A 15,408-nucleotide genomic window follows, 5' to 3' on the forward strand; every position below is an offset into this window, starting at 1 on the left:
GTTATGAAATGGAAACAGCAAATTTTAGGCATGGAAGCTTATAAACCAGGGAAGCCGATTGAAGAAGTACAACGTGAATTTGGATTAGATGAAGTGATTAAATTAGCATCGAATGAAAATCCATTTGGTTTCTCTCCAAAAGTAAAAGCATTTTTAGCACAGGATGACTCTCACCATGAAATTTATCCAGATGGCTATGCGCAAAATTTACGTACAGTAGTTGCTAATTTTGTAGGCGTTCATGAAGAACAATTAATTTTCGGTAACGGTTCAGATGATTTAATTGCGATTTTAACACGTGCATTATTAGCGCCTGGTCGTAATACGGTGATGGCAACACCATCATTCTCTCAATATGCACATAACGCACAAATTGAAGGTGCTGAAATTCGTGAAGTGCCACTAGTAGATGGCAATCATGATTTAGATGGTATGCTCGCTCAAATTGACGACAATACAGCGATTGTTTGGGTATGTACGCCAAATAACCCTACAGGTGGTATTGTACCAGCAAAAGCGTTACAAGCGTTTTTAGCAAAAGTACCGCAAGATGTATTAGTCGTATTAGATGAAGCTTATTATGAGTATGTTGATAATGAAGCACATGAAAATACGGTTCCTTATTTGGAGCAATATCCAAATATTATTATTTTACGTACATTCTCAAAAGCATATGGATTAGCTGGTTTCCGTGTAGGTTACGGTATTGCACATGCGGATGTAATCGCGCAGCTTGACCCTGTGCGTGCGCCATTTAATAACACGGTACTTAGTCATAAAGTAGCGGCGATTGCGATGGGGGACCAACAGTTCATTGAAGAATGTCGTCAAAAAAATAAAGCGGGACGCGCGCAATACATCGCGTTTTGTGAACAACATAATTTACATTATTTTGAATCAGAAACAAACTTCATCTTATTTAATGTACAAGCAGATAGCAATGTGGTCTTCCAAGAGCTTATGAAACGCGGCTTTATTATTCGCAGTGGTGCAGCATTAGGTTTACCAGGCTATATTCGCGTAACGATTGGTACGGAAGCGCAAAATGCGAAGTTCCTTGAAAAGTTAACAGAAGTACTTGTAGCACAAGGTGTGTTTGCATGACCAAAACAGTGCTTGTTGTCGGACTAGGGCTGATTGGTGGCTCAGTCGCACTTGCGCTTCAAAAAGCTCCACATTTCCACATAATTGGCTATGATCGAGATGAAGAAACAATTCGTATTGCAAAGCAGCTCCAGATGATTGATGAAGCGGCAGCTACGTTACAACAAGGTGCAGAAAAGGCGGATGTCATTATTTTTGGCACGCCGGTCAGCGTAACGGTAGAACATTTACGCCAGCTACCGATGTGGCAGTTGAAGCAACATGTCATTGTGAGCGATACGGGAAGTACAAAACAAGCGGTGATGAATGAGGCACGTACACTTCGTGAGCATGGCATTACATTTGTCGGCGGACATCCGATGGCAGGCTCACATAAAAGTGGTGTTACGGCAGCGCGTCCTCATTTATTTGAAAATGCTTATTACGTGTTAACAGCACTAGATGAGCAAGATGAATGGGCGGCGCGCGAGCTAAAAAGCATATTACGTTATACGCATAGTAAAATTGTCGAGGTAACGGCTGAGGAACATGACCATATGACGGCAGTAGTCAGTCATTTTCCGCACATTATCTCTGCTTCACTTGTACATCAATTACAAGCTGAAGACGAGGCATATCCAATGGCAAAGCTTCTCGCAGCAGGTGGTTTTCGTGATGTGACACGTATCGCTTCATCAAACCCTGCACTTTGGCGTGATATTACGCTTCAAAATTTACCGAAAGTGTTGGAACAGTTAACGAAGTGGCAGCAAGAGATGGAACGCGTGAAAAATATTTTAGCGAGCGGTGAATCCGAGGCGATTGAAAATTATTTTGGCGATGCGAAAAAATTACGTGATTCGTTACCGTTTAGTGCCGGTGCATTATTTACAAGCTTTGAGTTACATGTAGATATTCCTGATTATCCAGGGGTAATTTCACTTGTGACCGGTTATTTAGCAGAAGAAAGTATTTCGATTACGAATTTACGTATCGTCGAAGCACGTGATGATGTGTACGGTATTTTAGTCATTAGTTTTCAAAATGAAGAAGACCGTCAGCGCGCGCAAGCTTGTATTGAACGTCGCGCAAAATTTGAAACACATATTGCATAAAGTTGAGCGTCCACAATTTTGCGGGCGCTTTTATGCACAAAATTATTAATGAGGTGACCATATGACGAAAAAAGTAATGCAATACACGCGTCCACGTCTACAAGGGACATTAACAGTGCCAGGCGATAAATCGATTTCGCATCGCTCAGTGATGTTCGGTGCCATTGCAGAAGGTAAAACGACTGTAAGCGGCTTTTTATTAGGAGAAGATTGTTTAAGTACGATTGATTGCTTTAAAAAGCTGGGCGTTAAAATCGACGTAGATGGCACAAATGTAACGATTGAAAGTAATGGTATCGACGCATGGCAAGAGCCAAGTGAAGTGCTTTATACAGGAAACTCTGGTACGACAACACGCCTAATGATGGGGATTTTAGCAGGTACACAACTACATACGGTCATGACAGGTGATGCATCTATTGGTAAGCGTCCGATGCGTCGTGTAGCGGATCCACTTCGTCAAATGGGCGCACAAATTGCAGGGCGAGAAAACGGTCAGTATACACCACTTGCCATTCAAGGCACACAACTACAAGCGATGGATTACACAATGCCAGTAGCTTCTGCACAGGTGAAGTCGGCGATTTTACTAGCAGGTTTACGCGCACAAGGGACAACAATTGTACGTGAGCAAGAAGTATCGCGCGACCATACAGAGCGCATGCTACGTCAGTTTGGTGCGACAGTGGATGTGACAGACGGCGTTGTATCATTTGAAGGTGGTCAAACGTTAACAGCGACACATGTGAATGTCCCAGGCGATATTTCGTCAGCGGCCTTCTTTTTAGTTGCCGGCGCAATTGTGCCAAAATCGGAAATCGTTCTACAAAATGTCGGTGTTAATGAAACGCGCGCAGGCATTATTGAAGTGCTACAGCAAATGGGCGCAAACTTAGAACTACAAATTGATGATGAGCAAGCGGCAGAGCCAACAGCGACACTAACAATTCGTACATCGCCGCTGCAAGGGATTGAGATTAGTGGTGCAGTCGTTCCAACATTAATTGATGAAATTCCAATCATTGCGCTACTCGCTACACAGGCACAAGGAAAAACGATTATTCGTGATGCGGAAGAGTTGAAAGTAAAAGAAACCGACCGTATTACAGCGGTTGTGGATGAACTGAAAAAGCTTGGTGCAAATATTCAAGCGACAGACGACGGCATGATTATTGAAGGCCCAACACCGTTACATGGTGGGTCACTAAAATCTTACGGTGACCATCGTATCGGCATGATGGCAGCGGTAGCCGCGCTCATTACAGATGGTGAGGTCGTGTTAGATGACGCTGAGTGCATCGCAGTATCATACCCAACGTTTTTCGAACATCTCGCACATGTGGTAAAATAAAGGAACAGCAACGAAAAGCACCTTCGACGTAGCAGTCGGGGTGTTTTTCTTGTCAGAAACGCATTCGTCATGTAGCATAAATGCATGACTATGAAGAAGTAAGGTGACGATATTGGAAGAAACGATTTTTGAAGCATTACAACAAGGTGATTTAGCAGCAATTGAAGCGCAACTAGACGATTTTTTAGTAAATGGTACACCGGACGTACAGTACGCATTTGCGGAAGGTTGCTTGCAGTTAGGATTTATGGCACAAGCAGACCAAGTGTTTGAGCATTTACAATTTTTATTCCCGGAAGAAGCGCAGTTAAAAATTGACCGTGCGCAAGTACAGATGGAATTAGGCGACGAAGATACGGCGCTGGACTTATTAATGGACATTACGGAAGAAGCTCCGGAATATCCGCAAGCTTTACTCGTGTTAGCAGATTATTATCAAATGCAAGGCTTATATGAAGTCGCAGAGCAGCGTTTAAATGAGGCATTACAGCTACTACCAGAGGAACCGTTACTGCACTTTGCAAAAGCGGAGCTATTAGTAGAAATTGGGCGCTTTACAGAAGCGGCACGTTTATATGAAGAGCTTTATACACAGCAGCAAACATTTGCAGGTGTAAACTTAGCGGCACGTTTAGCGGAAGTATACCGCGCAGGTGCAGCTTATGAAACAGCACTTGATTATTATATGAAAGCATTGGAGGAAGATGTGACAGCTGATTTACTATTTGGTTCAGCATACGCCGCCTTCCAAACAGAAAAATACGATACGGCAATTACGCAGTTAGAGGACTTAAAAGAGCTTGATCCCGATTACTTCTCGGCATATTTATTATTAGCGCAAAGCTATGGCATGCTTGAGCAAAATGATAAGGCATATAAGGCGATAAAAGACGGAATTACGCGTGATGAGTATGATAAGTCGCTATTTTTATATGCTGGAAAAATGGCGCTGAAAAATCAATTGCCAGAAGAAGCGATTCAACATTTACAAGAAGCGTTAGCGCTTGACCCAGAGTATATGGAAGCCGCGCTTGTATTAATGTCGATTTATGCGCAACAAGAGCGTGATGAAGATGTCATTGCTTTATACAATGATTTAAAGCGTGACGATTTTGAATGGACGGCGTTGTACCCATTCGTAGCAAAAGCACATGTTAATTTAGAAGAGTACGCGGAAGCGGCAACGTTTTATGCCGAAGCATACCGCGACCATGAAGAGGATGCGAACTTCTTAGAGGAGTATGCATACTTCTTATTAGAAGAAGGGCGTCGCGATGAGGCGAAAGCGATTGTTGAAAAGCTAATTGCGCTTGACCCATCAGATGACCGCTATGTAGAATTACAATTAAGTTTAGATTAAGGGGGATGATTTGTTGACTGCATCCGTATCAATTGATGAAAAACGTAACTTTGTTCAGTGGTTTTTGAGAAATCATCAGCTAAAACGTCGAGAATGTGTATGGATTTTAAATTATTTGCTGAGTGATGAAGCAATATTAGAGCGTGTACATTTTACAGAGGAAGTGCATCACTGTCGTCCGCGTGCAATGGTGATGTCAACAGTTGATACACCGGGCATTCCGTTTCGTTTTTATAAAGGGAATATTATGACGTCAGATGCGGAAAAGTCATTCCATGATTTACGCATTCACCATGAGGAAGACCTTTATATTCAACTGAACTTTAATAACATTCCACCAAGCCAAGAATATTTAGCGGTACTAGAAGAAAACCCGCATATGCCACAGTCGCTTCAAGTGAATGAGCATGACCGAATGGTGGCGGAGCAACTCGTACATGAGAGCTTGCATTATTTCCAAGAAGAAAAAATATTGCGTGACATTGATGAAGCATTAGATAAGGGTGACAAAGAGCAATTTGTCGCGTTATCAAAATTATTACAGCAAGTGCGCAACACATAACATCACAAACAGCGAAATGACGACTTAGTTATTTCGCTTTGTTGTATTTATAGATTATTTTGATGGAACTGAGGGGATAAGGATGAAATATACGGTGCAAGATATGACGATTTTTCAGCAGCAAAAACAATTTATTGATACGGCAATTGTGCCACTCGTACAGCTCGATTTTTCAGAACAGGCGCTGTTACAGTCAAGCATGGCAGCCTCTTATTTATTATCGCTCACTAATTATATTGAGCAGCAATTTAAAGGGAGAATGGTGTTATTGCCACCGGTTTGTTATACGATGATGCTCCGTTCACCAACGTTGTTACAAAACATTCATGAAGAGCTTGAAAATGGCGGATTTCGCCATATTTTTTACATAACAACCGATGTGTCATGGCGTACAATTGATGCTGAAAAAGCAATCATTTGGTTGCCTCCGATTCCACTTGAGTCGATGGATCAAAACGTACGCAAAAGTATTTTAGAAGACCAATTGAAACAAATTTTACCGACTTTTTTAGCGGATTGGAATACGGGGCAATAGTTTGTAGAAAGTTCCCACTTTTCATAAAATAGGATTTTCGTGTATTGACCGAGAAAATTTAATGATATATCATAGAATTGTCTTAGTATTGCTATGAAGTATGATTCTGACTTTTATGGTTAGAGGGGGGAACGAGATGAGTAACAATCGGGTTTCACGACGCCAATTTTTAGGCTACACATTAACCGGTGTAGGCGGATTTATGGCGGCAGGAATGTTAATGCCGATGGTTCGCTTTGCAGTAGACCCAATTTTACAAAAAAAGGGTGATGGTGATTTTGTGCAAACTGCGCAAAAAATTAGCGAGCTATCGAATGAGCCGACGCGTGTCGATTTTTCTTATGAACAAGTAGACGGCTGGTACACATCTGAAGTAACCAATTCAGCGTGGGTGTATAAAGACGGTGACAATGTCATTGCATTATCGCCGGTATGTAAGCACTTAGGCTGTACGGTCAATTGGGGGGGAGACACTGCACATCCTGACCAATTCTTTTGCCCGTGTCATTTAGGGCGCTATGAGAAGAATGGCAAAAACGTTGCAGGGACGCCGCCACTTGGACCGCTTGACCAATATGAAATTTCTGAGAAAGATGGCTTTTTATTAATCGGAAAGCCAACCGAGAACACTTTAATTTAATAATAGTTAGGGGGAAACAACAGTGCTAAATAAAATTTATGACTGGGTCGATGAACGTCTTGATATTACACCTATTTGGCGTGATATTGCAGACCATGAAGTACCTGAGCACGTGAACCCTGCACACCATTTTTCAGCGTTTGTTTATTGTTTTGGCGGCTTAACCTTTTTCATTACCGTCATTCAAATTTTATCGGGAATGTTTTTAACGATGTATTACGTACCTGATATCGAAAATGCTTGGAAATCAGTTTACTATTTACAAAATGAAGTTGCGTTCGGTGAAATCGTACGTGGTATGCACCATTGGGGGGCGTCATTAGTAATTGTCATGATGTTTTTACACACGTTGCGGGTATTCTTTACCGGCTCGTATAAAAAACCTCGTGAGCTGAACTGGCTAGTTGGTGTTGGAATTTTTGGGGTTATGCTTGGCTTAGGTTTTACAGGTTACTTATTGCCTTGGGATATGAAAGCATTATTTGCAACAAAGGTAGGTATCGAAATTGCCGCCTCAGTACCATTTGTAGGAGAACTTATCAAAACATTATTAGCTGGTGATGCAACAATTCTCGGCGCACAAACATTAACGCGCTTCTTTGCGATTCATGTATTCTTCTTACCGGCTGTTTTATTCGTATTACTCGCACTACACTTTATTATGATTCGTCGTCAAGGTATTTCAGGACCGTTATAAAGAACGCGAGCGAATAAGAAAAGGAGGAGGACAATATGCATCGTGGAAAAGGCATGAAGTTTGTAGGCGATTCACGTGTAAAAGCAACTGGTCGGATGCCAAATAAGCCGAAAGATTATTCGGAATATCCGGGACGTACAGAAGCATTTTGGCCAGACTTTTTACTAAAAGAATGGATGGTTGGTGCGGTCTTTTTAATCGGTTATTTATTATTAACGGTTGCACATCCATCCCCGTTAGAAGGACAGGCAGACCCAACAAATACAGCATATATTCCGTTACCAGACTGGTATTTCTTACAGATGTATCAGTTGTTAAAGTATACGTATGCATCGGGGCCTTATAATATTATTGGCGCAATTATTATTCCAGGTTTAGCGTTTGGTGCTTTAGCACTTGCCCCGTTTTTAGATACGACGAAAGAGCGTAGCCCATTTAAACGTCCGTTACCGACAGCGTTTATGTTGCTTGCACTTGCGTCGATGATTTACTTAACGTGGGAGTCTGTTGTAAACCATGACTGGGAAGCCGCAGAAGCACAAGGTCAAATTCAAGAAGAAGTAAACGTTGAAATTGACGAAACGGCAGAAGGCTATTTATTGTTGACCGGTGAGCAAGGGAAATCCTGTATAGCCTGTCACGGAGCTGATTTAGCCGGTGGTGCAGCTGCGCCACCACTTGTTGGCAATGAGTTAACAGCGGATGAAGTTGCTGAGATTATGGTCAATGGCCGTGGTGCGATGCCAGCAGGTCAATGGGCTGGAACAGATGAGGAATTACAAGTTGTTGCAGAATTTATCGCAAGTTTAAAAGAAGAATAGTAGTAGCATACAAGCTTTCATAGGAACGAACTATGGAGCAAAGAAGAGTGTCCGAGCTGATAGGCTTCGACACTCTTTTTTTATGAAACAATGTGTAAAACGATGCGCAGTGTAAAAAAAATAGTGTACACTGACAACAGTTAAGAAAGGAGGAAGGATATGCGACAGTTATGGACGCAACTATGGTTTTTATTAACGCACCGCACTTTTTTATGGCTGTTATTAGTCGTGAATATCGGTGGCACGATTTATGGATACATATGGTACGGTGGGCAATTAGCAAACACGGAGCCAATTTTTTATTTATTTGTACCGGATAGTCCAACTGCTTCATTATTTTTCTGTCTGGTCATTATTGGTTGGTTACGTGGCACAAATTATCGCTTATTTGAGGCACTCGCGCTCATTACGCTCGTGAAATATGGAATATGGGCAGATGTGATGAATTTTTGGACAGCGTATGAGACAGGGCCGCTAAGTCCAATTGGCTGGATGCTTGTTGTGTCACACTTTGCCATGGCGTTACAAGCCGTACTCTATATACCGAAATATGATTTTGGTTATGTATCGGTGGCAATCGCAGCCGTATGGACGCTGCATAATGATGTGATCGACTATGTGTTTGGGCAAATGCCGATTTATCGTTCTATTACGAAATACGCTGAATACATTGGGTATTTTACGTTTTGGTTATCCATTTTCTGTATAGCACTTGCATTTTATGTGAGCAAACAGCGCGGATTATTTGCTCATATGCGTAACACTCGGTAAAATAGAAGTATCGAGGGAATTGTAGGTAATTTACCTTCTTCTTAGAAAAATGGATACTTTATATGAAAGGAAAGAAGACTATTGGTAATGTTTATTGTGTACTTTTTACTGATTTTACTTTTACCGCTGTACGCACAATGGAAAGTAAAGAGCACGTATAAAAAGTATTCGGAAGTGTATTCGACATCTGGCAAAACGGGTGAACAAGTTGCACGTGAAATGTTGGACGCAAACGGCTTATATGACGTACGTGTTGTTCCGACACAAGGGGTTTTATCAGATCACTACAATCCAGCAACAAAAACAGTTGCTTTATCAGAATCAAACTATTACGGCACATCTGTTGCCGGCACAGCAGTTGCAGCCCACGAGGTGGGTCACGCAATTCAGCATGCAGAGAGCTATGCAATGTTAACACTTCGTTCGAAATTAGTGCCAGTGGCGAATATTTCGTCAAATGCATCATGGATTTTCATTTTAATCGGTATTATTGCCACATCTTCAAACTTATTGTTATTAGGGATTATTTTGATGGCAGCTGGGGTTGTATTCCAGTTAGTAACGTTACCTGTTGAGTTCGACGCATCAAGTCGAGCGATGAATCAAATTTCATCAATGGGCATCATTAATAATGAAGAATATCCACAAGCACGTCGCGTATTAAATGCAGCGGCTATGACATATGTAGCTGCAGCAGCAGTTGCGGTACTTGAGCTTGTACGTTTAATTTTAATGTATACAGGTATGACAAGTAACGAAGATTAATGAAAAAGCGCATCGGGAAATCCCGACGCGCTTTTTTTAATGCAGTGGTTGTTTCGCTGCATCAAGCGTAAAGCCTTCGCCCGATACGTCACGTACTTCAGAAATGGAGACAAAGGCATGAGGGTCAATGCGCTCAATAATAGATTTAATACGAATCGTTTCGTTTTTAGGTACGACACAATAAAGCACTTGCTTATGTTCTTTTGTGAAATAGCCCTGCCCATTTAAAATGGTTACACCGCGCTCCATATGCATCGTAATATGTTCGGCAATTTCTTCGTGCTTCGGTGAAATGATGAAAATGCCACGCGCTGCATATTGTCCGTCTTGTACCATATCAATGACACGTCCACCAACGTAAACGGCGATTAATGTGTACATCATCGAACGGGCGTCGAGGAATGTAAGCCATGATAGTAAAATAATGAATGCATCGAACGTGAACATCGTTTTGCCCATGCTCCAGCCGAAATATTTGTGCATTAAGCGTGCTAAAATATCAACGCCACCTGTTGTCCCACCGAAGCGGAAAATGATGCCGAGCCCAAGACCGATAAATACCCCTGCAAATAATGCGACGAGCAGCAGATCTTCATGCAAGTCGATAGCGAATGCGTATGTTTGGAAAATTTTTAAGAATACTGAAAATGCGACAGTCCCGATTAAGGTGTAAATAAACGAGCGCTTACCAAGAAGTTTATACCCTAATATGAACATTGGAATGTTTAAAATAATGTTCATGAGCGCTGGGTCCCATCCAAGTGTGAATAGTAAAATTAATGTAATCCCACTAAAGCCGCCTTCACCAAGCTCATGAGCGATGTTGAAGTGAACAAAACCAAACGCGAAAATTGCTGTTCCGATTAAAATACCAACGACATTTTGCCATTTAATCATTTTTAACATGTAAGCACCTCTCTTTCTTCTAAAATCACACTACCATGCCCTTTATTCCTTTGACAACCCCCATGTTCTTTCGATACGATGGAAGAAGAGCTGGCGCGACAATGATTCGTGAAATAGGGTACATAGATGACAGTTGAACAACCCCCTTAAAGCTTCTACATACTAGCAACATGGACGTAATGATGAAAGGATGAGATTGAGTGATTCGAGTAGCAATTGCAGGTGCACGTGGTAAAATGGGAACAGAGGCCGTACATACGGTGATGAAAAAAGAAGGTATGGAATTAGTCGCTGTACTGGACTATAAACAAATCGGTGCAACATTAGCGGATACGGGATTATTTCCAACGTCGTATACAGCGCCGATTTACACAGAGATGGCACAATTAGTCGCAGATACAAAGCCGGATGTGTTAGTGGATTTAACGAACCCACACGCGGTATATGCACATACGAAAGAGGCGTTACAGCTAGGCGTACGTCCAGTTATTGGCACGACAGGTTTTACGGATGAACAGCTAGCAGAGTTAACACAGCTAGCAGCGGATAAAGAGCTAGGTGCAATTATTGCCCCGAACTTTGCCATTGGTGCGATTTTAATGATGAAGTTTGCCAAAGAAGCAGCGAAATACTTACCAGATGTGGAAATTATCGAAATGCATCATGACCAAAAGTTAGATGCGCCATCAGGGACTGCTGTGAAGACAGCGCAAATGATTAGCGAAGTACGTCAAGCCAAACAGCAGGGACATCCGGATGAAAAAGAAACATTAGCAGGTGCTCGTGGTGCAGACTTTGACGGTATGCGTATTCATAGCGTTCGTTTACCAGGCTTAGTCGCACACCAAGAAGTGCTGTTTGGTGGTGAAGGACAGTTACTCACAATTCGTCACGACTCGATGAACCGTGGTTCGTTTATGTCAGGCGTTGCATTTTGTATTGAAGAAGTTGTAAGTATGAAAACACTTGTTTATGGATTAGAAAATATTATTTAAACGCATAATATCGCATAGTCAGGGCTGCATGAAATGTTGAGATGCTTTCGCGCAGCCCTCTATGTATTGAAAAGGATGAAGTACATGAAAATAGCATTAATTGCACATGACCGCAAAAAAGACAACTTAGTAGAATTTGCAATTGCATATACAGAAATTTTAAAAGAGCATGACTTATACGCGACGGGGACGACTGGTATGCGCGTAATGGAAGCGACCGGTTTACACATTCAACGCTTTAGCTCAGGTCCACTTGGTGGTGACCAACAAATTGGCGCGATGATTGCGATGAATAAAATGGATATGGTCATTTTCTTCCGCGACCCGTTAACAGCACAGCCGCATGAACCAGATGTGTCAGCGCTTATTCGTTTATGCGACGTATATAATGTGCCACTTGCGACAAATATGGGCACGGCAGAAGTGTTATTAAAAGGATTACAAGAAGGGTTTATTGACTGGCGTTTAATTCAAGAGCGTCGTTAAGAAAGTGAGGGTTCGTCGGATGAGAAAGCTAAAAATCGGCATTACGTGTTATCCAACAGTTGGAGGTTCGGGTGTACTTGCGACAGAGCTTGGAAAAATGTTAGCGGAGCGGGGGCATGAAATTCATTTTATTACATCAAGTATGCCGTTTCGTTTAAATCGTATGTATCCAAATATATTTTTCCATGAAGTGGACGTAAACCAATACTCTGTTTTTCAATATCCGCCGTATGACATCGCTTTGGCGAGCAAAATTGCAGAGGTTGTGAAAGAACAACAAATAAACGTCATGCACGTTCATTATGCGATTCCACATGCAGTATGTGCGGCATTAGCGCGCAATATGAGCGATGTGGATTTCGGTGTTGTGACGACGCTACACGGAACAGATATTACGGTGCTTGGTCAAGATTCGTCGATGGTAAAACCGATTAAATATGGTATTGAAGCATCGGATATTGTAACCGCTGTTTCAACCGCGTTAAAGGAACAGACATATGATTTAATTCCAACAGAAAAAGATATTGAAACGGTCTATAATTTTGTCGATGAGCGCGTCTATAAGCCAGTCGATGTCGGTAATTTACGTGCGCAATTTGGCATTCGTGACGATGAAAAAGTACTAATTCATGTATCGAATTTCCGCAAAATCAAAAATGTTGACCATATTGTCGAAGCGTTTATGAGCGTGCGAAAAGAAATGCCTGCAAAGCTCATGTTAGTCGGCGATGGACCAGAAATGAACCGCATTATGCAAATGGTAAAAGAAACGCCATATAAAGAAGATGTGCTCTTTTTAGGGCGTCAGGAGAATTTATCGGAACTGTATTCGATGAGTGATTTAATGTTGCTATTATCATCGAAAGAGTCGTTCGGTTTAGTGCTATTAGAAGCGATGGCTTGTGGTGTGCCGGGAATTGGGACAAATGTTGGCGGTATACCAGAAGTGATTGAACATGGTAAAACAGGCTTTATTGTTGAAGAAGGCGATGTGGAAGCAGTTGCCAAGCATGCCGTAGCGCTGCTGCGTGATGAATCTCGTTTAGCGCAGTTTAAAGCGCATGCGAAAGAAGCGGTTGCAACACGTTTTAGCTCGGCATCAATCGTTGAGCAATATGAAGCTTTATATGACAAGGTGGCGGTGTGGCATGGCAAGTAAAGCGTCAATGGCTGCTCTACACGTAATTACGCAACTTGAACAAGCGGGATACGAGGCAGTGTTCGTCGGTGGTGCCGTACGGGATGAATTGCTAGGTCGCCCTTTCCATGATATTGATGTCGCAACAAATGCGTTGCCACAAGACGTAAAGCGCGTGTTCCAAAAAACAATTGATGTCGGGATTGAACACGGCACGGTACTCGTATTAGTTGATGGTGAAGGGATTGAAGTGACAACATACCGTACCGAAACGACGTATAGTGACGGTCGCCGCCCTGATGACGTGCTATTTGTTCGGGAGCTACGTGAAGACTTACAGCGCCGTGATTTTACGATGAACGCGTTAGCGAAACGAGCAAATGGTGACATTCTTGATTATTATAACGGGCAGGCCGATTTACAGCAGCGTATGATACGTGCAGTAGGAGAGCCAGCAGCACGTTTTGAAGAGGATGCACTGCGCATGCTACGTGCAATTCGTTTTGCAGCACAGCTTGGCTTTACAATTGAGCCTATGACGTTTAACGCGATCCAACAACATGCGCAAAAGATTACAGCTATCTCGGTTGAGCGTGTGCAAGCGGAATTTGACAAAATGTTTGTGGCGCCGCACGTAGCAACGGGCATTCATTATTTAGTCGAAAGTACGTTAGCAGCGCAGCTCGAAGGACATTTTGAAGCAGAGCAGTGGCGACATGTAATATGCGAAACTACTGATATTGCTTGGGCATACTTTGCAATTTGTTCAAATATGGATGCAACCGCGATAGGGAAAGCGTATCGTTTATCGAATAAGCAAAAGCATTTTATTCGGGATGTCCAGTATTTAGTTGCCGCGCCGCGCTGGGACGTGATGGATTATTTCCGTTATGATATCGCGGTTTTACAAGCAGCAAATGACGTGAAAAAGTGGCGTAATCTACCCGCATTAACAGCCGAAGCCATTGCACAAGCGAAACAAGCGTTACCGATTCAGCAAAAAGAACAGCTCGTTGTAAACGGTCAGCACTTCATGATGTGGCGTGATGCCACACGAGGCCCGTGGTTAAAAGAGGCATTGGCACAGCTATTAGAAGCGGTTGTGCGCGGTGAGGTGCCAAATGACATTGAACACATAAAGGAATGGTATAGTCGTGAGTGGAACAACTAAAGAAAAAGTACTGCAAGCATTACTTGCTTTGCCACAAGAAGCATATGTATCCGGTGAACAATTAGCAACAGCGTGTGGCATTTCTCGCACAGCAATTTGGAAAGCGATTCAAACGCTCGAACAAGATGGTTACGACATTGAATCCGTACGCAAAAAGGGCTATCGTCTCGCTTCATCGAAGGATTTTGTCGATCGTGCGCATATTGCACAACATTTACAGACGAAACACATTGGGCAAGTGATTCATTATTATAAAGAGGTAACATCGACGCAAATTATTGCGAGTGACCTCGTTCAACAAAATGCGCCACATGGTACGGTAGTTATTGCAGAGGCACAAACAGCAGGGCGTGGACGTATGGCACGTGAATGGGACTCAGCAGCAGGTAAAGGGATTTGGATGACGATTATTTTGCGTCCTGATTTACCGCCACATCAAGCGCCGCAATTTACACTTGTCGCAGCAGTGGCAGTCGTTAACGCGATGAAGTCGCTTTACCCAACAATAACGCCTGAAATTAAATGGCCGAACGATATTTTAATCAATGGCAAAAAAACGACCGGTATTTTAACGGAGATGATTGCAGAAGCAGACCGTGTGCAAGCGTTACTTGTTGGCATTGGCATTAATGTGAACCAGCAAAAAGAGCATTTTCCAGAAGAACTACAGTCTATTGCGACGTCATTACGTATGGAAGCAGGCGAAGTGTTAGACCGAGCAGCGCTTGTTGCAGAAATTTGTCGCTATATGGAAAACTATAGCGAACAATATGTGACATATGGTTTTTCTCGTTTGAAAACATTATGGGAAGAAGCATCGGGCACGATTGGCAAAAATATTCGTGCGACAACATTACGTGAAGTGTTAGAAGGTACGGCGGTTGGCATTACAGAAGACGGGGTATTACAGCTACGTCTTGCGAATGGCGATGTGCGCGGCATTTACTCAGCAGATATTGAATTAACATAAAAAAGACCGTGACACAAAAAGAAATATCCTTCAGCCAGCAAC

The 15,408-nt window shown here is 42.5% G+C and carries 17 protein-coding genes; 16 read left to right on the plus strand and 1 reads right to left on the minus strand.

Annotated features, from left to right (window positions below; translation table 11 throughout):
• Window positions 1–3: 3 nt before the first annotated feature.
• The 11 genes from hisC to A6M13_RS15660 all read left to right on the plus strand — a co-directional run bounded on the left by hisC (window position 4) and on the right by A6M13_RS15660 (window position 9,700).
• Complete coding sequence (hisC, locus tag A6M13_RS15610) at window positions 4–1,104, plus strand: histidinol-phosphate transaminase (protein WP_066548671.1); 1,101 nt, start codon at window positions 4–6, stop codon at window positions 1,102–1,104.
• Window positions 1,101–2,198 carry a prephenate dehydrogenase gene (locus A6M13_RS15615; protein ID WP_066548674.1) on the plus strand — a complete coding sequence of 366 codons (1,098 nt, stop codon included), beginning with the start codon at window positions 1,101–1,103 and terminating at the stop codon, window positions 2,196–2,198. Before hisC ends, A6M13_RS15615 begins: the two co-directional genes overlap by 4 nt.
• A gap of 61 nt (window positions 2,199–2,259) precedes the next feature.
• A complete protein-coding gene (aroA, locus tag A6M13_RS15620; RefSeq protein ID WP_066548676.1) occupies window positions 2,260–3,549 on the plus strand; it encodes a 3-phosphoshikimate 1-carboxyvinyltransferase in 1,290 nt (429 codons plus the stop codon).
• 103 nt (window positions 3,550–3,652) lie between these two features.
• Window positions 3,653–4,909: a tetratricopeptide repeat protein gene (locus A6M13_RS15625; protein WP_066548679.1), complete on the plus strand. Its 1,257-nt coding sequence runs from the start codon at window positions 3,653–3,655 to the stop codon at window positions 4,907–4,909.
• A 13-nt stretch (window positions 4,910–4,922) separates the two neighbouring features.
• Window positions 4,923–5,471, plus strand: a complete 549-nt coding sequence (locus tag A6M13_RS15630; RefSeq protein WP_066548681.1) for a ReoY family proteolytic degradation factor — start codon at window positions 4,923–4,925, stop codon at window positions 5,469–5,471.
• An 82-nt stretch (window positions 5,472–5,553) separates the two neighbouring features.
• Complete coding sequence (locus tag A6M13_RS15635; protein ID WP_066548682.1) at window positions 5,554–6,006, plus strand: DUF2487 family protein; 453 nt, start codon at window positions 5,554–5,556, stop codon at window positions 6,004–6,006.
• Between the two features lie 136 nt (window positions 6,007–6,142).
• Complete coding sequence (locus A6M13_RS15640) at window positions 6,143–6,646, plus strand: Rieske (2Fe-2S) protein (RefSeq protein WP_066548686.1); 504 nt, start codon at window positions 6,143–6,145, stop codon at window positions 6,644–6,646.
• Window positions 6,647–6,668: 22 nt separating this feature from the next.
• The gene (gene qcrB / locus A6M13_RS15645) at window positions 6,669–7,343 is read left to right on the plus strand and encodes a menaquinol-cytochrome c reductase cytochrome b subunit (RefSeq protein WP_066548688.1); all 675 of its coding nucleotides are present in this window, start codon (window positions 6,669–6,671) and stop codon (window positions 7,341–7,343) included.
• A gap of 35 nt (window positions 7,344–7,378) precedes the next feature.
• Window positions 7,379–8,164: a menaquinol-cytochrome c reductase cytochrome b/c subunit gene (locus A6M13_RS15650; protein ID WP_066548691.1), complete on the plus strand. Its 786-nt coding sequence runs from the start codon at window positions 7,379–7,381 to the stop codon at window positions 8,162–8,164.
• A gap of 159 nt (window positions 8,165–8,323) precedes the next feature.
• A complete protein-coding gene (gene lhaT, locus A6M13_RS15655; RefSeq protein ID WP_066548692.1) occupies window positions 8,324–8,935 on the plus strand; it encodes a lipoprotein heptaprenylglyceryl N-acetyltransferase LhaT in 612 nt (203 codons plus the stop codon).
• A gap of 87 nt (window positions 8,936–9,022) precedes the next feature.
• On the plus strand, window positions 9,023–9,700 hold the full coding sequence (locus A6M13_RS15660; RefSeq protein WP_211270328.1) for a zinc metallopeptidase: 678 nt from the start codon (window positions 9,023–9,025) through the stop codon (window positions 9,698–9,700).
• Window positions 9,701–9,736: 36 nt separating this feature from the next.
• Here A6M13_RS15660 and A6M13_RS15665 read toward each other — a convergent pair whose 3' ends face one another.
• A complete protein-coding gene (locus A6M13_RS15665) occupies window positions 9,737–10,606 on the minus strand; it encodes a YitT family protein (RefSeq protein WP_066548699.1) in 870 nt (289 codons plus the stop codon).
• A 236-nt stretch (window positions 10,607–10,842) separates the two neighbouring features.
• Here A6M13_RS15665 and dapB point away from each other — a divergent pair, with 236 nt between their 5' ends.
• The 5 genes from dapB to A6M13_RS15690 all read left to right on the plus strand — a co-directional run bounded on the left by dapB (window position 10,843) and on the right by A6M13_RS15690 (window position 15,366).
• Window positions 10,843–11,601, plus strand: coding sequence for a 4-hydroxy-tetrahydrodipicolinate reductase (dapB, locus tag A6M13_RS15670; protein ID WP_066548853.1), 759 nt, complete (start codon window positions 10,843–10,845; stop codon window positions 11,599–11,601).
• A gap of 84 nt (window positions 11,602–11,685) precedes the next feature.
• The gene (gene mgsA / locus A6M13_RS15675; protein ID WP_066548701.1) at window positions 11,686–12,087 is read left to right on the plus strand and encodes a methylglyoxal synthase; all 402 of its coding nucleotides are present in this window, start codon (window positions 11,686–11,688) and stop codon (window positions 12,085–12,087) included.
• A gap of 19 nt (window positions 12,088–12,106) precedes the next feature.
• Window positions 12,107–13,246: an N-acetyl-alpha-D-glucosaminyl L-malate synthase BshA gene (bshA, locus tag A6M13_RS15680; protein WP_066548704.1), complete on the plus strand. Its 1,140-nt coding sequence runs from the start codon at window positions 12,107–12,109 to the stop codon at window positions 13,244–13,246.
• Window positions 13,236–14,396 carry a CCA tRNA nucleotidyltransferase gene (locus tag A6M13_RS15685; protein WP_066548709.1) on the plus strand — a complete coding sequence of 387 codons (1,161 nt, stop codon included), beginning with the start codon at window positions 13,236–13,238 and terminating at the stop codon, window positions 14,394–14,396. Before bshA ends, A6M13_RS15685 begins: the two co-directional genes overlap by 11 nt.
• Window positions 14,380–15,366 carry a biotin--[acetyl-CoA-carboxylase] ligase gene (locus A6M13_RS15690; protein ID WP_066548712.1) on the plus strand — a complete coding sequence of 329 codons (987 nt, stop codon included), beginning with the start codon at window positions 14,380–14,382 and terminating at the stop codon, window positions 15,364–15,366. The genes A6M13_RS15685 and A6M13_RS15690 overlap by 17 nt, the downstream gene beginning before the upstream one ends.
• Window positions 15,367–15,408 lie beyond the last annotated feature (42 nt).

Origin of the sequence: Caryophanon tenue (genome assembly GCF_001700315.1) — a bacterium.
GTDB lineage: Bacteria > Bacillota > Bacilli > Bacillales_A > Planococcaceae > Caryophanon > Caryophanon tenue.

Coding starts and splice junctions, on each gene's coding strand:
- lhaT (WP_066548692.1), top strand. CDS start 8,324: ATGCGACAGTTATGGACGCAACTATGGTTTTTATTAACGCACCGCACT.
- A6M13_RS15665 (WP_066548699.1), bottom strand. CDS start 10,606: ATGTTAAAAATGATTAAATGGCAAAATGTCGTTGGTATTTTAATCGGA.
- A6M13_RS15685 (WP_066548709.1), top strand. CDS start 13,236: ATGGCAAGTAAAGCGTCAATGGCTGCTCTACACGTAATTACGCAACTT.
- aroA (WP_066548676.1), top strand. CDS start 2,260: ATGACGAAAAAAGTAATGCAATACACGCGTCCACGTCTACAAGGGACA.
- bshA (WP_066548704.1), top strand. CDS start 12,107: ATGAGAAAGCTAAAAATCGGCATTACGTGTTATCCAACAGTTGGAGGT.
- A6M13_RS15650 (WP_066548691.1), top strand. CDS start 7,379: ATGCATCGTGGAAAAGGCATGAAGTTTGTAGGCGATTCACGTGTAAAA.
- A6M13_RS15640 (WP_066548686.1), top strand. CDS start 6,143: ATGAGTAACAATCGGGTTTCACGACGCCAATTTTTAGGCTACACATTA.
- hisC (WP_066548671.1), top strand. CDS start 4: ATGAAATGGAAACAGCAAATTTTAGGCATGGAAGCTTATAAACCAGGG.
- dapB (WP_066548853.1), top strand. CDS start 10,843: ATGGGAACAGAGGCCGTACATACGGTGATGAAAAAAGAAGGTATGGAA.
- A6M13_RS15635 (WP_066548682.1), top strand. CDS start 5,554: ATGAAATATACGGTGCAAGATATGACGATTTTTCAGCAGCAAAAACAA.
- mgsA (WP_066548701.1), top strand. CDS start 11,686: ATGAAAATAGCATTAATTGCACATGACCGCAAAAAAGACAACTTAGTA.
- A6M13_RS15660 (WP_211270328.1), top strand. CDS start 9,023: ATGTTTATTGTGTACTTTTTACTGATTTTACTTTTACCGCTGTACGCA.
- A6M13_RS15615 (WP_066548674.1), top strand. CDS start 1,101: ATGACCAAAACAGTGCTTGTTGTCGGACTAGGGCTGATTGGTGGCTCA.